Source organism: Phormidesmis sp. 146-12 (assembly GCF_052939495.1).
In genome coordinates this window covers 1-16,757 of the sequence record NZ_JBJPHS010000125.1, presented here as the reverse complement: position 1 = coordinate 16,757, position 16,757 = coordinate 1, and the positions used below count along the sequence as shown (strand labels likewise).

General features: G+C 48.4%; 11 protein-coding genes and 1 tRNA gene. 8 read left to right on the top strand and 4 right to left on the bottom strand.

Translation table 11 applies throughout. The annotated features are described in order from the left end of the window. The first annotated feature begins 183 nt into the window (after positions 1-183). Positions 184-687 (top strand): hypothetical protein, encoded by a 504-nt coding sequence (locus ACKFKF_RS30160; RefSeq protein ID WP_446871069.1) that lies wholly within the window; start codon positions 184-186, stop codon positions 685-687. Positions 688-981: 294 nt separating this feature from the next. On the opposite strand, the gene ACKFKF_RS30155 is transcribed toward ACKFKF_RS30160, so the two are convergent. The 3 genes from ACKFKF_RS30155 to moaC all read right to left on the bottom strand — a co-directional run bounded on the left by ACKFKF_RS30155 (position 982) and on the right by moaC (position 3,786). Continuing rightward, entirely contained in the window at positions 982-2,280 is a 1,299-nt protein-coding gene (locus tag ACKFKF_RS30155; protein ID WP_446871068.1) for a hypothetical protein, read from the bottom strand. Between the two features lie 77 nt (positions 2,281-2,357). Then, positions 2,358-3,275 carry a branched-chain amino acid ABC transporter permease gene (locus tag ACKFKF_RS30150; RefSeq protein WP_446871067.1) on the bottom strand — a complete coding sequence of 306 codons (918 nt, stop codon included), beginning with the start codon at positions 3,273-3,275 and terminating at the stop codon, positions 2,358-2,360. Continuing rightward, positions 3,268-3,786 carry a cyclic pyranopterin monophosphate synthase MoaC gene (moaC, locus tag ACKFKF_RS30145; protein ID WP_446861083.1) on the bottom strand — a complete coding sequence of 173 codons (519 nt, stop codon included), beginning with the start codon at positions 3,784-3,786 and terminating at the stop codon, positions 3,268-3,270. Before moaC ends, ACKFKF_RS30150 begins: the two co-directional genes overlap by 8 nt. 41 nt (positions 3,787-3,827) lie before the next feature. Between moaC and ACKFKF_RS30140 the strand changes: the two genes are divergently transcribed. The 4 genes from ACKFKF_RS30140 to ACKFKF_RS30125 all read left to right on the top strand — a co-directional run bounded on the left by ACKFKF_RS30140 (position 3,828) and on the right by ACKFKF_RS30125 (position 11,750). Then, positions 3,828-3,901 (top strand) — tRNA-Arg (locus ACKFKF_RS30140). 514 nt (positions 3,902-4,415) lie between these two features. Then, positions 4,416-7,247, top strand: a complete 2,832-nt coding sequence (locus ACKFKF_RS30135; RefSeq protein ID WP_446871066.1) for a GAF domain-containing protein — start codon at positions 4,416-4,418, stop codon at positions 7,245-7,247. 413 nt (positions 7,248-7,660) lie between these two features. Beyond that, on the top strand, positions 7,661-7,786 hold the full coding sequence (locus tag ACKFKF_RS30130; RefSeq protein WP_446871065.1) for a ribbon-helix-helix protein, CopG family: 126 nt from the start codon (positions 7,661-7,663) through the stop codon (positions 7,784-7,786). Between the two features lie 337 nt (positions 7,787-8,123). Then, a complete protein-coding gene (locus ACKFKF_RS30125; RefSeq protein WP_446871064.1) occupies positions 8,124-11,750 on the top strand; it encodes a response regulator in 3,627 nt (1,208 codons plus the stop codon). A gap of 146 nt (positions 11,751-11,896) precedes the next feature. Here the strand turns inward: ACKFKF_RS30125 and ACKFKF_RS30120 are convergent, their stop codons facing one another. Continuing rightward, positions 11,897-12,277, bottom strand: a complete 381-nt coding sequence (locus ACKFKF_RS30120) for a hypothetical protein (protein WP_446871063.1) — start codon at positions 12,275-12,277, stop codon at positions 11,897-11,899. 742 nt (positions 12,278-13,019) lie between these two features. Between ACKFKF_RS30120 and ACKFKF_RS30115 the strand changes: the two genes are divergently transcribed. From ACKFKF_RS30115 to ACKFKF_RS30105, 3 genes are read left to right on the top strand one after another with little or no spacing between them, the layout of a single operon-like run. Next, positions 13,020-13,868, top strand: coding sequence for a CheR family methyltransferase (locus tag ACKFKF_RS30115; RefSeq protein WP_446871062.1), 849 nt, complete (start codon positions 13,020-13,022; stop codon positions 13,866-13,868). Beyond that, positions 13,868-14,443, top strand: coding sequence for a chemotaxis protein CheB (locus tag ACKFKF_RS30110; RefSeq protein WP_446871061.1), 576 nt, complete (start codon positions 13,868-13,870; stop codon positions 14,441-14,443). The genes ACKFKF_RS30115 and ACKFKF_RS30110 overlap by 1 nt, the downstream gene beginning before the upstream one ends. 20 nt (positions 14,444-14,463) lie before the next feature. Next, on the top strand, positions 14,464-16,542 hold the full coding sequence (locus tag ACKFKF_RS30105) for a hybrid sensor histidine kinase/response regulator (RefSeq protein ID WP_446871060.1): 2,079 nt from the start codon (positions 14,464-14,466) through the stop codon (positions 16,540-16,542). The last annotated feature ends 215 nt before the right edge of the window (positions 16,543-16,757 follow it).

Here is a 16,757-nt window from a genome sequence, read left to right as displayed (position 1 = left end):
AGCCGTCCCCAGATCTTGCTATCTGTTTAGGCTGAACGAATCACACACCAAAAACTACACTAAGTTCATATCGATTAAACGCTTTCTATGTAACCTCTTCTATGTAACCTCGGTTTCAGGAAACTTATTCATCCTTCGTGTATTTGACTAAATAGAAATAATACACAGTTCTGAGTTAGTTTTATGCAATGGAACGCTGCTTTATTGAGTGTGGGCGTAGCTATCTTGTCGGTGCTTCCAGCCGTTTCAGCGAGTGCTGCCAGTATTGAGATGCGAGTATTAGACGCGATCGACGCTCAAGGTTCTAATGGTCGCTGCCCTGAGAAAGTGGTTTTGACTGAAGCTTCGCGCCCTTATCGTGAGGGAGGGTATACGATCGACGGGTCGGCAAATTTGAGCGCCATTGTTGAAAAGGTTGCGATCGCAGCCACAGATGATTTTAGTGTTACCTGGGTGGGCAAGCTCAAGCCACAATACAGTAAATGTAGAGCGACGGCCAGCATGGCAAAAGTGGGTGGTGCAGCCTATCAGGGACATTCTTATCTACGGATGCGCTTTGTGGGCGGTAAAGCTTACTTGATTCTTGACATGACTGGAATGAGCGATGCCAACGATTCGACAACGGTGATCCTCAACAAATCAGTGAAGAATGGAAACCCAAATTGGACTTGGGGAGGAACGGATTAGAGGAGATAAGGGACTTTACGATCGACTCCATAATCAATTAAGTTGAGCCGCTCCGGGTTGCTCCCCAAATCATCCACCTGTAAGGGACTTTGAACCAGAAATCTTGTCTAAAAGTCCCCCAGAATTGGCAGCTTGGGGGGTAGAAGTGCTTTAAAGTAGACTAAAAAACTGGTCAAACAGATACCTTGTTGAATGCTGCTGACCAAATTAAAAAACAAAAATTGCAGCCGCATCTCAATGTATTGGGATTACTTCAAAACTAGGGCGACAAAAGCTAGTGTGATTCAACCAAGGCTATCTAAGTTCCACAATCAAAGGATGATCGGGAACACTTAAAGAAATGCTGCGAGGATTGCGATAAGTTTTTTGAGGAGTCGTTCCGTTGAATGTGGGCAGGTATAAATTTGCTTGAGATATGCGATCTCCCAAACTAAGAGTCAGCGATCGTGCAGTCTCCACATCTTTAAAGTCTGACTTCACACTGAGAACATTAAGCCACAACACTAAATAGAATGCACCGTTGCGTTTTTGTAACAACACTGATTTTACATCCTGAGTATTGCCAGAAAGACTGTAGCGTAAAGACTTTGGAGAAAAAGCCCCTCCCGAATCTTTGAGCACTTGAATGAAATCACGCACCGCACTATAAGCAGGCTTAACCGATCCATCTCGCCGCAAAAATAGACTCCACTCATCCAGCGAAAAGTTATACAAATGAGTGCGATAAATACCGCGTAGAAAATACTCTAAATACATCCGAGTGGCATATTTTGCCGACGATCGCTCCGTCACGCCGCCTTGATTCGTACAGCCCTGCCGATTCAGGTCATTGCAATATCCTGTCTCAGTGGCGACGAGTGGCGATCGAGGCAGTCTTAATAACCGTCGCATCGATCGCACATTGTTATCTAACCCTCGATCGGGCAGTGCCGAAGTGCCCCCTGGATAGGAGTGCAAATTTCCCATGTCAGCGTCTACAACGCCCTGTCTTCCTGCATTTTGGTGAAACGCGAGAGAAGGAGTCAACACTCGAATCGCTCTCACCTGTGACTGAATCGCCGCATTGGGATGACGATAGTTTTTGATTGCTCGATACATCTCTGACTGAAAGGTGCGCGTGGCGATCGGAAACGATTGATCTTTGTACTTCAGATTAGACTGTACATCCCATTCATTGGGCCCCTCAACCGCAATCACATGGGGCAAGATTGGAACAATGCCTTTCTCAGGAACGTTTTCGCCCGTAAACCCATCGCGAGGATCCATCACCATCGTCCACTTAAAGCCACCAATTTGCGACAATTCTCGGACTCGACGGTAGTAAGATTCTCCCGACCCGCCATCTCTGAGATAGCGAATGCCCAGTCCACCTAACTTTGATTTGATCACAGCGTAGTCTTTGTCAGACGCATAGTGAACTTTGACCGCCACGCCCATTGTCTCAAGCAAACGATTGGTAGGAGTCGCCCGCGTCATCTGCACCGCAGCAGAGCCAGGATTAAACGGCTCAATTAATTGATAGGGAAGCTGCAACACGATCGCGAATCCTATCCCGATCGCGACCAACATCATTCCTTTTTGCAGTCTGCTCAACACAGAATTCCTCGCCAGATCACTGCTGTTATAGCTTGCTTTTTAGACGAGTGGATCGTCCGATCGGAAGAGTCACGCTATTGAGAGCGCCGCCGCTTCAACAAATCAGGAGTGATCCACCCTTGAGGAAAAAAGATCGTCCCGATTACAATCAAAAATCCAAAAACAATCAACCGTCCGTCTCGTAAAAATTGCGCTAACCACATCGGTAAACCCGGAACATCTGCAACGGCCCGCAAAATCTCTGGCAACGCTGTAAAGACCATTCCGCCCAATACTGGCCCGATGAATGTTCTAGAGCCGCCAATCAACACAAACGTTAAATAAATAATGCTGGCATCAAAGGTTCCTTGTCGAGCATTCCACGTATTGAGAAAATGAGCGCTAATCGCACCGACCACACCCGCTAGCATCGCCCCCAACACGAACGCAAGCACTTTGTAATACGTGGGATTGATTCCCATCGCATCGGCTGCTAACTCATCTTCTCGAATCGCAATTAACGCCCGACCCACTCGAATTTTCTCAAGCCGATACACAAATCCCATACTGACTGACAATAGCGGCAGCGCAATCCACAGATACTCGATCGCACTCCCAAACGGTTGCGGAATGCCAAAGATGCCAACGGCTCCCCCGGTGATTTCTAGATTGAGCGAGAGCACGCGCAAAATTTCCACAAAGGCGATCGTCGCGATCGCTAAATAAATTCCCCTCAATCGCAACGCCGGAACGCCCACTACAATTCCTAACAGTCCACAAATCACGCCCGCAGTTAGCATTTCAAATAAGAGGAGAACGATCGGATACGCCCCTTCAACTTTAAATACTTGAGTCGAAAGAATCGCCGCAACATAACCGCCCAACGCATAAAACCCAGGACTTGCCAGCGACAACTGCCCCGCCATCAGCGGCAAATATAACGACAACCCCAACAGCGCCCCCAACACCATCGAGACCATCAAAAACCCATAAGTGGACAAAAAATCACTCACGCTGATAGTCTCCCGATTTTCCGCCCGTTTTGCTCAACAGATAGATTTGCTCGATTTGAATCGATTTTTCGAGCGCCTTGGCCATATCATAAAGCGTCAGAGCCGCCACCGAAACCGCCGTCAAGGCCTCCATTTCTACCCCTGTCTCCGCCTTGATTCTCACCTCCGCCCGAATCTGATAGCCCGGTAAAGTGGGATCAGGCTCGATCGTGACCTCCACTTTTTGTAAGGGCAGCGGATGACAAAGCGGAATCAAATTTGCGGTTTGCTTGGCTGCCATAATCCCCGCAAGTCTCGCCGTCCCCAACACATCACCTTTGGGTGCGTTGCCTGCCTCGATCGCCGCCATCGTCTTGGGCAACATTTTGACTCGACCCAGCGCGATCGCCTGTCTCACCGTCATCGATTTCGCCGAAACGTCCACCATTTGCGCCTGTCCCTGGGCATCTAAATGGCTGAGTAAAGCATCGGATTCTGAATTTTTAGAAGAAATCGAAGAATCTTTTGTCATTTGGCCCTTTCTAATAGTATGATGATCCTATCAGTGAGCAAGGGCTTGTAGCTCAGTGGACTAGAGCACGTGGCTACGGACCACGGTGTCGGGGGTTCGAATCCCTCCTAGCCCGTTCAAATATCACAAGATAAGGCTAAGTTTGGAAGAAATCTCCAGGTTTAGTCTTATTTTTTGTTAAAACATTCTTTATCCACGTCAACCCATCGGCGACTCCTTGAGGTCTTACGTTTCGCGTAGGGCTTCACACCTCATAGATCATGATTTTGTTTAATTCACAATTCTCATAGGAGCGGCCCAAAAACTGCCATTTCAACAAACCCCAAGTTCGGGTGACTCTGACCGACGAAAACCGCATCGATTCCCCTACTTAACTGGTTTAATACAGCCTAAATCTCATGCTTCTACCCTAAGACTGATTCTTAGTTGACCTCTGATCTCATTAAGATTAAGAAATGTATCATTAGTTCACATAGAAGCAACTGTCACAAGATTGTAAATTGAGCCAGTCTAGGTCTGCATGGCCCTCGATCCTGCTTCAATTTACCAAAGCTTCCTGGTTAAAATCTTTTCTGTCTACCGTCTCTCAGCCGATAACGTCAAGTTCACCTCCGGATCGCGATCGCTCCATGATGCCATCTCCTTTGCCCCGTGATGAAGCCGCAAGACTCGACGCTTTGCATCACTACAATGTTCTTGATACTCCCTCAGAATCAGACTTTGACGAAATCACTGAACTAGCAGCCCACTTTTGTGACACCCCGATCGCGCTGATCTGTCTAGTGGATCGCGATCGCCAATGGTTCAAATCCAAAGTGGGGCTAGAGGTGTCAGAAACTGCGCGACAAGTCGCCTTTTGCGCTCACACTATTTTGCAGTCCGATCTATTGGTCGTTGAGGATGCCCTTCAAGATAGCCGCTTTGCAAATAATCCGCTGGTGACCTCTGACCCCAAAATCCGCTTCTACGCAGGAATGCCCCTGATCACGCCCCAGGGATACCCGATCGGAACCTTGTGCGTCATCGATCGCATTCCTCGTCAACTGACAGCCGAACAAAGCCGATTTTTGCGCGTTTTAGCCAGCCAGGTCATCACTCAATTAGAACTGCGTCGTCACTTGTCAGCATCGTCTCAAATGGTGGCTCGTCTTCAACAGTCCGAGCAGGCGCTACAACTGGCTCGTGCTGATTTAGAAATTCAGGTCAAAGACCGAACTGAGCAACTCTTACAATCTAATCAAACGTTGCGAAAACAGGCAGAGCGCGATCGCTTACTCGGTGCAATTGCAGCCCGGATTCGCCAGTCGCTAGATCTCGACGAAATTTTAGAAACGGCCGTTGCCGAAGTGCGTAACTTTTTGCAAGTCGAACGAACTGTCCTCTATCAGATTGAAGTCGATCGCGGCGGTAAGTTTGTCGTTGAGTCAGTTGCTCCGCACTGTTTGTCTATTTTGGGCGATCCACTTCATGACCCTTGCTTTGATGCAGACTATGCCACCCAATATCAGCAGGGACGGATCTCTGCGATCGCGGATATTTACCAGGCCAACTTAAGTCCCTGTTATCTCGAATTGTTGGCCCCGTTACAGCTTCGAGCGATGTTGTTGGTGCCGATCGTCTTCAACAACCAGTTGTGGGGGTTACTCTGTGCCCATCAGTGTAGTGAGCCGCGAGACTGGCAACCGTTTGAGATTGATTTGCTGCGACAATTAGGAACGCAGATGGCGATCGCGATTCAACAGGCGCAACTCTTTCAGCAAGTCAAACAACAGGCCCAACGAGAACAACTGCTCAATCAAATCAGCCGCACTCTAAATTCCAGTCTTGATCTAGCCTATGTGTTACAGCAGATTGTGAACCACACGGGACAGTGCTTTAGCGTCGATCGCGCTCTGATTTTTGCCATTGCCGCCCAAGAAGTCCAGGTTCTCAGTGAGTGGAATGCTCAGAGTCAAGCTCAGTCTGTTAAAGGAGCTAGAACGATCGCGTCTCAATGCCCTGACTTGTTAAATTCTATTGCTGCCTTTGGCGATCGACAAGTCTTTCACGTGCCCAACTTCGCCAGTCTGTCTTCCAAAACCTTATCGGTGTTGAGCGTGCCGATCTTCGTTCACAACAAGCTGGCTGGAGGGTTGTGTCTACACATGACGACGAGTTGCAGAACCTTTACCGTCGAAGAGATAGATTTATTAGAGAGAATTGCTGACCAGGCAGCGATCGCCCTCTACAACGCCCAAAGCTACAAACGACTAGAACAATTAGTCCAAAAACGTACCCAAGCATTAGAACAAGAGAAACTGATTTCTGAATCTGCCAATCGAGCCAAAAGCGAATTTTTGGCCAACATGAGCCACGAACTGCGAACGCCGCTTAACTCCATTATGGGACTCTCACAACTATTGCAGCAGGAGTTTTTTGGGCCGCTCAATGACAAACAACAAGAATATGTCACTTGTATTCATAGCAGTGGTGAACATCTACTATCGCTAATCAACGACATTCTCGATCTAGCAAAAGTCGAAGCAGGAAAAGAAGAACTCTCTTTCACCTCTCTCTGTGTGCAAGAAGTGTGTAATAGCTGTCTCAGTTTGGTACGAGAACGAGCCTACGATCGTGGCTTGCAGCTAACCACTCACCTTGATCCAAACGCAAATTTCTGTATGGCGGATGTGCGTCGTCTCAAACAAATCTTATTGAATCTTTTGTCAAACGCCATTAAATTTACGCCCAGCGGCAAAGTTTCGCTCATCGTTCAAAAACAGCCTCATGGCATCACTTTTACCATCGCAGATACGGGGATTGGCATCGCTGAAAAGAAGCTGCCGCTATTGTTTCAGCCGTTTAGTCAAGTAGATAGTCAACTTAACCGACGCTATGAAGGGACTGGACTAGGATTGGTCTTAGCGCGCAATTTAGCAAAACTGCATGGAGGCGATATCACGGTGAAGTCGATCGCCGGAAAGGGAAGTCAGTTCACGCTCTATTTACCCGATGAGCCACCCGGTTTACTTCAGTTTCAGCCTGCTATGCCGTCAGATGTTTCAGTGCGATCTACTGAGGCAGACAGTTCTGTGAGATCAATGCATCCTGCTCAAGATCAAGGGCGAATTCTAGTTGTTGAGGATGATCAAAACAGCGCTTTGCTGCTCCAAGACTTTTTGAGTGCGCTTGGTTACCAGGTGATGCATTCAACCGATAGCACTCGCTTCTTAGAAGACATTCAAGCTGTAAATCCCGACTTAATTTTATTGGATGTGCAGTTACCCAACGGGGTGACGGGACTAGATTTATTAGCTACCCTGCGACAAAATCCCAAATGGCAACATCTCCCAGTTGTGATGATTACGGCGATGGCGATGCGGGGCGATCGAGAACGCTGTCTAGCAGTCGGGGCCACTGATTACCTCAGTAAGCCGATTCAAACCGATCAACTCAAGTCCCTGCTGACACAATATTTGTGAGTCACGAACGCCTTGGTTCATGTATACTTTTTGTCCAGAGTCAACACGGGAAGACAAGTGGTTGACACTCTCCAGGGCTAAAGCCACGGGGATTCTTGGCTCATCGAGACCACTTAAACTAGATTCCTTGCAGTCTCTGGCCCAGAGGTGGGACTCTCCCCAAGCGTTAATTCGGGTATGCCCTACCCTATTTGCGCCATCGCAAGTCCTGTTTATCGTTGGAACGAATTTGCTTCAAATGCTGTTCGTCTAGCTCCTCTGAATCTTTTACCGACTGCGAGGGGGAGTCTAGAAAAATGCAGTAGAACCGCATCGATTCAATTTTCAAGGTGCAGCGTGTCTTTCGACGGCTAGGTTTTTAGAGTGGTTGATTACCTTTCCACTAGAATAAGTGTATCACACTGGTACACAAAATGGCTGAAAAACAACTTCACGCTAGAGTCTCTGAGGAAGAAATGAAGAAGCTTGAACGGTATGCCAAAAAAGCAAAGCGAACTAAAACGGACATCCTGCGGGAATTTCTACGTTCCTTGCCGTGAGAGATTGGGGCGATCGCCCCTCGCTATCCATCCCCCTGCCTGAAGGCGCTACCGTGTCTACATAAGTCGATTGATCTGTACTTGCCGTAATCCTTCGCCCCCTAAATCCCCCAAATTTGGGGGACTTTGAACGCTGATCAGGGTTCTAAATTCTGGAAGTCTTTTTTGCTTAAAGTCCCCCAGAATGGGGGATTTAGGGGGCTGAAGCCGACTAGAACGAAGTGAGTATAGACTTGTGTATACACCGTAGTGCCTGAAGGCGAGGGGCTTTTCACTCAATTTTGGTAAGCTCAGAAAAGAAACGCAATTATTTAGAGACTGCCTTTCTTTATCCTCAATGTTGAATCGTCTGAAAATCGGCACTAAAATTGGCGCAAGTTTTGCAGTTGGGTTAGCAATTCTCGCCACGATCGGCACCATCTCCCATCATGGAACAAACCAACTGGTGACCACAGCGCGTCAAGAAACCCACACTTACCAGGTTTTGGCAACGCTCCAAGAAATTCTTTCTCTGATTAAAGATGCAGAAACCGGACAACGAGGCTTTTTGCTCACCGGAGAACCGCGTTATCTAGAGCCATACAATGCTGCCATCAAAAACATTAATCAGAAAATTCAGGATTTGCGCCGACTGACCGCAGATAACCCCAGCCAGCAAAGCAATCTTGATCGCCTGGAGCCGCAAATTACGACCCGGCTCGATCAGCTTCAAGAAAGTGTGCAGTTGAGACAGTCCCAACAAGCGGAAGCCGCCATCGAATTTGTCCGTAGTGGTCGCGGGAAGGAGACGATGGATAATATTCGGCGCATTAGCGATCGTATGAAAGCCGAAGAGCAAGAGTTGCTGCGATTGCGCGCCGGAGCCGCAGAGTCCGCCGCCGCCAACACCTTGAGCAGCGTCACGTATGGCATTCCACTGACTTTTTTGATTTTGGCGCTGATTGGCTATTTGCTGTCGCGCACGATTTCTAAACCGCTCAAAGAAGTCTCAGAAGCCGCAGAACGCATCGCTGGGGGAGATTTGTCGGTAAGGCTGCCGGAGAGCGATCGTCAAGATGAAGTCGGCATTCTCACACGCACTTTTAATCAGATGATGGTCAATTTGCGGGAGACCACTGAGCGAAATGATCAGCAAACCTGGCTCAAAACAAACCTGGCAGAAGTCGGTCAACAGCTTCAAGGACAGCGCGATTTAGAAGCCGTTTCTCGTCTGATTTTGTCGAATTTGGCTCCTCTGGTAGGCGCACAGCAGGGCGTTTTTTATGTGATGAGGTCGGTTGAAGATCAGCCCGTGCTAAAAATGCTGAGTAGCTACGCCTATCAAGAACGCAGGCATTTATCAAATGAGTTTCGGCTGGGTGAAGGGTTAGTTGGGCAGTGTGCTTTAGAAAAACAAAGAATTCTATTAACTGATGTCCCCAATGATTACATTCGGATTCACTCTGGGTTGGGGTCAGCGTTGCCGTTAAATATTTTAGTGTTGCCAATTTTGTTTGAGAATCAGGTAATAGGCGTGCTGGAGTTAGCATCTTTTCAGCGATTTCGTGATTTGCACCTGACGTTATTAGACGAGCTTGCTGAAGCGATCGGGGTGGCGTTGAATACGATCGCTGCCGATATGCGAACCCAACAACTCCTCGAAGAATCTCAAACGCTCACCGAAGAACTGCAAGTCCAACAGGAAGAACTTGAGGAAAGTAATCAGCGACTACACCAACAAACCAAAGCTCTGGAGGAATCAGAATTTTTATTAAAAGAACAGCAAGAAGAACTGAAACAAACCAATGAAGAATTGCAGCAGCTAAACCAGGAACTCGAAGAAAAAGCAGAATTGTTAGCGATTCAAAAACGCGAAGTCGAACAGAAAAATCAAGCGATCGAACAAGCGCGAGTAGAACTCGAAGAAAAAGCTGCACAGTTGACCCTATCTTCTAAATACAAGTCTGAGTTTTTGGCGAATATGTCTCATGAGTTGAGAACGCCCCTCAATAGTTTGTTGATTTTGGCGCGACTTTTGGCAGACAACAATGATGGCAATTTGACCGAAAAACAGACCGAGTACAGCCGGACAATCTATTCTTCTGGCAACGATCTGCTGGAGTTAATTAACGATATTTTAGACCTGGCAAAAATTGAATCGGGCACTATTTCACTTGAGCTTGAGACGTTACATCTGAACGAGTTGCGGCTCTATCTAGAGCGAACCTTTAATCAAGTAGCCCAAAGTAAGGGACTCAGCTTTACGATCGCCCTCTCCCCCGATCTTCTACCCACCATCACCACCGATATCAAACGTCTCCAACAGGTTCTCAAAAATCTATTGTCCAATGCGTTCAAATTTACTGATCAGGGCGGCGTGACGCTAAGTATTGCTTCTGTTCAGACTCAACGTGATGAACCGACGATCGCCTTTGCCGTCAGTGATACCGGAATTGGAATTCTCCCAGAAAAGCAGAAGATTATTTTTGAAGCGTTTCAGCAAGCCGACGGTACGACCAGCCGCAAATATGGAGGCACCGGGTTGGGATTGTCGATCAGTCGCGAACTCGCTCAATTGCTAGGAGGCAGCATTCAACTCGTCAGCCAACCCGGACAGGGCAGCACGTTTACCCTTTATCTACCGCAAGTGCTCAAGGCGACAGAAAAGCCCTCCTTACCTGCGACGGCTCTGCAACCCCTGCCATCGTCCGTCCCCGAATTGATTGTCCCTGTCCCTTCGCTGCCAGCTTCCGAAATCGCCGACGATCGCGATCAGATTCAGCCCAACGACCCCTTGCGGGTATCTCGAAGAGATCGCGTGCTTTTGATCATCGAAGACGACATTAATTTTGCCCGCATTTTGCTTGAGATGGCTCGTCAGCAAGGGTTCAAAGTAATCGTGGCATTGAGAAGTCAGCCCGGTTTGTCGCTGGCGCAGCACTTCAAGCCCAATGCAATTATGTTAGACATTCACCTGCCCGATATGGACGGCTGGACGGTACTCGATCGCCTCAAACACAACCCCGAAACTCGTCACATTCCGATTCACATTTTGTCGAGTGATGACCAACAGCAGCGAGGATTAAGTTTGGGCGCGATCGCATATCTACAAAAGCCCGTCTCATCCGAAACCCTCAATCAAATTTTTACCAACATCAAAGGCTTTATTGATCGTCCGGTGAAATCACTTTTGATCATCGAAGATGACGCTGTACAAGCTAATAGTATTGTTGAGCTGATTGGCAATGGTGACGTTCAGAGTACAACCGTCGGAACGGGAGCAGAAGCACTTTCTAGACTACGATCGCAGCGCTTTGATTGTGTTGTCATGGATCTGGGACTGCCCGACATGAGCGGCTTTGATCTAATTGAGCAGATCAAGCAAGAATCTGAACTTGCCAGCTTACCGATCATCGTCTACACAGGTAAAGAACTGACCCGCCCCGAAGAAACTCGGCTAAAACGACTCGCCGAAACGATCATCATCAAAGACGTACGATCGCCCGAACGACTTCTCGACGAAACAGCCCTTTTCTTGCATCGCGTTCAGGCCAACTTGCCGCAACCCAAGCGTGAAATCTTAGAAGAACTTCGACAAAGTGATCCGGTTTTAGCTCACAAAAAAGTGCTGGTCATTGACGACGATATGCGAAATATCTTTGCCCTGACCAGCCTATTAGAACAATACGAAATGGAAGTGATCTACGCCGAAAATGGTCGAGATGGCATCGAAGTGCTGCAAGCTAATCCCGACACTGACGCGATTTTGATGGATGTAATGATGCCTGAAATGGACGGCTACGAAACGACTCGCGCCATTCGCCAACAGGAGCAGTACCGCACCCTTCCGATCGTCGCACTCACAGCCAAGGCCATGCAGGGCGATCGAGAAAAGTGTATTGAAGTGGGAGCCTCAGACTACATCACAAAACCCGTCGATACCGAACAGTTGATCTCTTTGCTGCGAGTCTGGCTGTATCGATGAGGAGTTTGGACATTAGGAGATTTCTAGCAAAGAAGTTACCAACCTTGGGAAGCCCCCTAAATCCCCCAATTCTGGGGGACTTTGACTTTCAGAACTCTCAATGGAGACAGCCGGGTAAATTTATTAAAGGAAATCTCCTAACGTCTCTATTCACCCAGACGGTTGTCTTCGATCCATTGCACGACTTCTGAGGTCGATTCGGCGTAGAGTGTTTTGCCCGTCATCGGGTCGTAAGCCCGCCACAAAATCACACCCGAATCACCTACAATTCGCTCAACCGAGAGCCGAGAAGACTCATCGATCGCTCTCATCCAATTGTTCCAGACTTGTTTGAGGTGGTTGGTGACCGCTTGCACTCCGTGACGATCTACTTGAGCTAATTGGCGGCGTTCTTGCTCTAAGAGGAAAACGAGTTCAACATTTTGAGACGCTTTGGCAACGGCGATCCGGTGAGACAGTGAAGCGAGGATCGCGGCTTGATGTTGAGCGGCAATTTTAGAAGAATTACCTTGAACAGTAGTATTCATGATTCACAAACGACAGTTTCAATGATTAAACTGAATTTTCTTTGACTCTAATATTCTAAAATATTTCTGTAACAAACGCTACCGAATTGTCTTCAATCCCTGACTTTGCCCTGTTCGGAGTGGCAATCAGACTCCTCGACTCTAGACCTACGGTGTACACACAAGTCCATACTCACTTCGTTCTAGTCGGCTTCAGCCCCCTAAATCCCCCATTCTGGGGGACTTTAAGCAAAAAAGACTTCCAGAATTTAGAACCCTGATCAGCGTTCAAAGTCCCCCAAATTTGGGGGATTTAGGGGGCGAAGGATTACGGCAAGTACAGATCAATCGACTTATGTATACACGGTAGGACTCTAGACAGGCACACTCTCTGCAAGGGGGAATAGTCTTTATACAAAATGTTCGATCGCCAGAGGGTAGCCCATCTCGCTCAATTTGCGTACTCTTTAGAAATTGTTGGGTTACAGAAAAAGGGCGTTGCTGATTGGAGGGATGAATGCGTGGGAAGTGTTCATCTTTTCGCCCCCTAAATCCCCCAAAATTGGGGGACTTTGAACCCCCTCCGCTTTGAGGCAATTCATCCCACGATTCAGCAATGCCACAGAAAAAGTTATCCCAATCGTGCAAGTCTATTTAAACTTGATCGCAAAGCGCTGAATTCTATCAATCCTCAATCTATAAACTCTTCTACAAATTCTTTTATAAATCCTTGATAGTGTTCTCAACTGTGAACTGATGAGTTATGTCTCTCTCGTCACCGCCATCCCAAGCCCTCTGCGCGCTGGAGGACATCGAAATCCATTTGCTGTTAGAGGGAATGTATCGCTTCTACGGCTATGACTTTCGCAACTATGCCCCCTCGTCTCTCAAGCGTCGGATTCGTAAATTTTTAGCCACTGAGCAGATTCCCACGGTTTCTGCACTTCAGGCTCAAATTTTGCACGATCGCTCCTGTCTCGATCGCTTTCTCAGCAGTCTGACCGTGAATGTGACGGCCATGTTTCGTGATCCCAGTTTCTTTCTTGCCTTTAGAAATCAGGTGATCCCATTGCTGCGAACCTATCCCTTTATCCGGATCTGGCACGCAGGCTGCTCGACGGGCGAAGAAGTTTACTCAATGGCGATTTTGCTCCAAGAAGAAGGGCTATATCACCGCTGCCGCATCTATGCCACCGACACCAACGAGCAGGTGTTACAAAAAGCAAAAAGTGGCATCTTTCCATTGTCATTGATGCAGAGCTACACCCAGCTTTATCTCAAGGCAGGCGGACGGCGATCGTTTTCTGAGTACTATACCGCCGCCTACGACCACGCCATTTTTCGGTCATCTTTGCGAGACAACATTCTTTTCTCACAACATAATCTGGCGACCGATAGCTCTTTTAATGAATTCAATCTCATCTGCTGTCGAAATGTATTAATTTACTTCGATCGCACCCTTCAACAACACGTTCACGAACTTTTTTACAATAGCCTTTGTACCTTTGGTATTCTCGGCTTGGGCAAGCAGGAAACAATTCGCTTCACGTCGCACGCACCCCGATATGAAGAACTTTCGCGCACCGAAAAACTCTATCGTCGTCTCTGCTAATGGCTTCTATTGAATCTCCCTTTGCTCTGGTTGTGATCGGTACGTCTCTGGGGGGATTGTCCGCTCTCAAAAAAGTGATACCAGAGATACCAGAGAGTTTTACAGTGCCGATCGCGATCGTTCAACATCGACACCCAGACTCTGACCATTCCCTGAGTCAACTGCTACAGCAGTATAGTGCTTTGCCGATTTGCGACGTTGAAGATAAAGAAGAGATTTTACCGGGGCACATCTACATTGCCCCACCTGACTATCACTTGCTGATCGAGCCGGGAAGCTTTGCCCTCTCTGTTGATGATCCCGTTTCGTTTGCGCGACCCTCGATCGATGTCTTGTTTGAGTCAGCCGCCGAGGTCTATCGACATCAAGTGATTGGAATGTTGTTAACCGGGGCAAATCACGACGGCGCAAAGGGATTAGCTACCATCAAAGCGCAGGGAGGGGTTACGATCGTACAAGACCCCAAAACTGCTGAAAGTCCGACCATGCCAGAATCGGCGATCGCGGCCACCTCGATCGATCAGGTGTTACCGCTTTCTCAAATCGCTGCTTTTTTGGTGAACCTTTGTTTGTGATGCTGTTTGAGAAAAAGCCTATGTCAGCCGAGCCAGTCAACATCCTGATGGTGGACGACCAACCCGAAAATCTCCTTGCCCTAGAAGCGATTCTAGAAGGCCTGGGTGAAAATCTGGTCAGAGCCTCATCAGGAGAAGAAGCCTTGAGGTGTCTGCTGCATCAAGACTTTGCGATGATTCTGCTGGATGTGCAGATGCCAGGAATGGATGGCTTTGAGACGGCTACCTTGATTCGCAATCGACCGCGATCGCGCCAAACGCCGATTATCTTTCTCACCGCCTTTAGCACCAGCGATCACCTGATGTTTAAGGGCTACTCGTTGGGAGCGGTCGATTATTTGTTTAAGCCGATCGAGGCTTCTGTACTCACCTCCAAGGTGACGGTGTTTGTGGATCTGTTCAAAAAGACCGAAGCGGTCAAGCGACAGACGGCGCAACTGGTGGCGATGAATGCAGAACTCCGCCAAAGTGAAGAACGGTTTCAGTCTTTGAGCGCCTGTTCTCCGTCGGGCATTTTTGTGATCGATCCCTCTGGTCAATGTAGCTACGCCAATCCTCGATTTCAGGCAATTTGTGGCTTGTCAGCCGAAGAAAGTTTGGCTAAGGGTTGGTTTGCGTCTATTCATCCCGACGATCGCGAGAAAGCACTTTCTAGCTGGTCAATCTACACTCGTCAGGGTCGAGAATATTCTCAGGAGTTGCGCTTTCAAACCTTGGAAGGCACTCGCTGGACACAGATACGATCGTCACCGATGCTTTCGGCTCACGGAGAATTGTTGGGCTATGTGGGCACGATCGAGGACATCACCGAGCGCAAACAAGCCGAAGCCATCCAGGAGCAAGTCTTTCGCGAACAGGTGGCCCGTCAAGAAGCCGAAACCGCCAATCGAATGAAAGATGAGTTTCTAGCCGTCCTCTCTCACGAACTCCGCACGCCGCTAAATTCGATGTTGGGGTGGGCGCGTCTGCTACGGTCTAAAAAGTTTGACGAAAAAACAACGGCTCGCGCTCTGGAGACGATCGAACGCAATGCCGAATCGCAATCACAACTGATCGAAGATATTCTCGATGTTTCTCAAATCATTCGCGGCAAGTTAAAGCTCAACTGCTACGCCATCAACTTAACTGCGATTGTTGACGCTGCTTTAGACTCTGTGCGGCCACAAGCCGAAGCCAAATCGATTCAGATCGTGTCACCGGGTTTGGAGGGTGCGATCGTTCAAGTTTGGGGTGATCCGACTCGTCTCCAACAAATTATTTGTAACCTTCTAACCAATGCCATTAAGTTTACGCCCCAGGCTGGCCGAGTCACGGTTGAGTTAGCAACTGAGCAGAACCCATCTCACACTCCTTTTGCCCAAATTAAAGTAACCGATACAGGGATTGGAATTCATCCCGACTTTTTACCCAGAGTGTTCGATCGCTTCAGGCAGGCAGACAGTACAACGACGCGATCGCATAGTGGCTTGGGATTGGGACTGGCGATCGTGCGTCATCTGGTCGAGTTGCACGGTGGCACCATTCAAGTAGACAGTCCGGGTGAGGGGCTGGGTGCGACATTTACGGTCAGGCTTCCCATTCATCAAGAGGGTGCGAGACAGACGATTCAGAGAGATGTCGATGATTCAAAAGATGGGCAGAACGACCTGCAAAATCACGACTCTATTTCCTGTCTATCTGTCCTGGCGCGGCTCAAAGGCTTACGCATTCTATTAGTGGATGACGAGGCAGACAATCGAGAATTGGTTGGGTTTATGCTCCAACAGCAGGGCGCGATCGTGACTTCGGTTCCCACGGCCCAGCAGGCGATCGAGGTTTTGTCTCAAGAAAAGCCAGATTTGCTGCTCAGTGATATTGGAATGCCAGACATGGACGGCTATGCCCTCATTCATCACGTCAGAAGCTTGCCCCCCGAACAAGGCGGATCGATTCCGGCGATCGCGCTGACCGCCTACGCGGGCGAATCAAATCAACATAAAATTCTGGCGGCAGGTTTTCAGCAACATCTTGCCAAACCCGTTGAACTGGAAACGCTAGTCGCTGGAATTGTCCGATGGGTAGAAGCGATCGTTTCTGTAGGGATGAGGGATGAGGGATGAGGGATGAGGGATGAGGGATGAGGGATGACGCGCTGGCTTGCGGGTCTGCTTTTCCGGGTGGGTGCGTGTGCCCTTAAAAGTTGCGGGAAAATTTGAGGATGGAGTTGGTGAAATTTTGATGCAGCCAGCATTTTGTTTTTTTTCGTGAAATTCTAAAATTACGTGAATTCGATGAAATCCCTCGCTGTGGCGATCACTCCAGGCAGCCCCCTAAA

What these genes read in the sequence shown, in the direction of transcription:
- ACKFKF_RS30160 (WP_446871069.1), top strand. Translation starts at nt 184, where the DNA reads ATGCAATGGAACGCTGCTTTATTGAGTGTGGGCGTAGCTATCTTGTCG.
- moaC (WP_446861083.1), bottom strand. Translation starts at nt 3,786, where the DNA reads ATGACAAAAGATTCTTCGATTTCTTCTAAAAATTCAGAATCCGATGCT.
- ACKFKF_RS30135 (WP_446871066.1), top strand. Translation starts at nt 4,416, where the DNA reads ATGATGCCATCTCCTTTGCCCCGTGATGAAGCCGCAAGACTCGACGCT.
- ACKFKF_RS30130 (WP_446871065.1), top strand. Translation starts at nt 7,661, where the DNA reads ATGGCTGAAAAACAACTTCACGCTAGAGTCTCTGAGGAAGAAATGAAG.
- ACKFKF_RS30125 (WP_446871064.1), top strand. Translation starts at nt 8,124, where the DNA reads ATGTTGAATCGTCTGAAAATCGGCACTAAAATTGGCGCAAGTTTTGCA.
- ACKFKF_RS30120 (WP_446871063.1), bottom strand. Translation starts at nt 12,277, where the DNA reads ATGAATACTACTGTTCAAGGTAATTCTTCTAAAATTGCCGCTCAACAT.
- ACKFKF_RS30115 (WP_446871062.1), top strand. Translation starts at nt 13,020, where the DNA reads ATGTCTCTCTCGTCACCGCCATCCCAAGCCCTCTGCGCGCTGGAGGAC.
- ACKFKF_RS30110 (WP_446871061.1), top strand. Translation starts at nt 13,868, where the DNA reads ATGGCTTCTATTGAATCTCCCTTTGCTCTGGTTGTGATCGGTACGTCT.
- ACKFKF_RS30105 (WP_446871060.1), top strand. Translation starts at nt 14,464, where the DNA reads ATGTCAGCCGAGCCAGTCAACATCCTGATGGTGGACGACCAACCCGAA.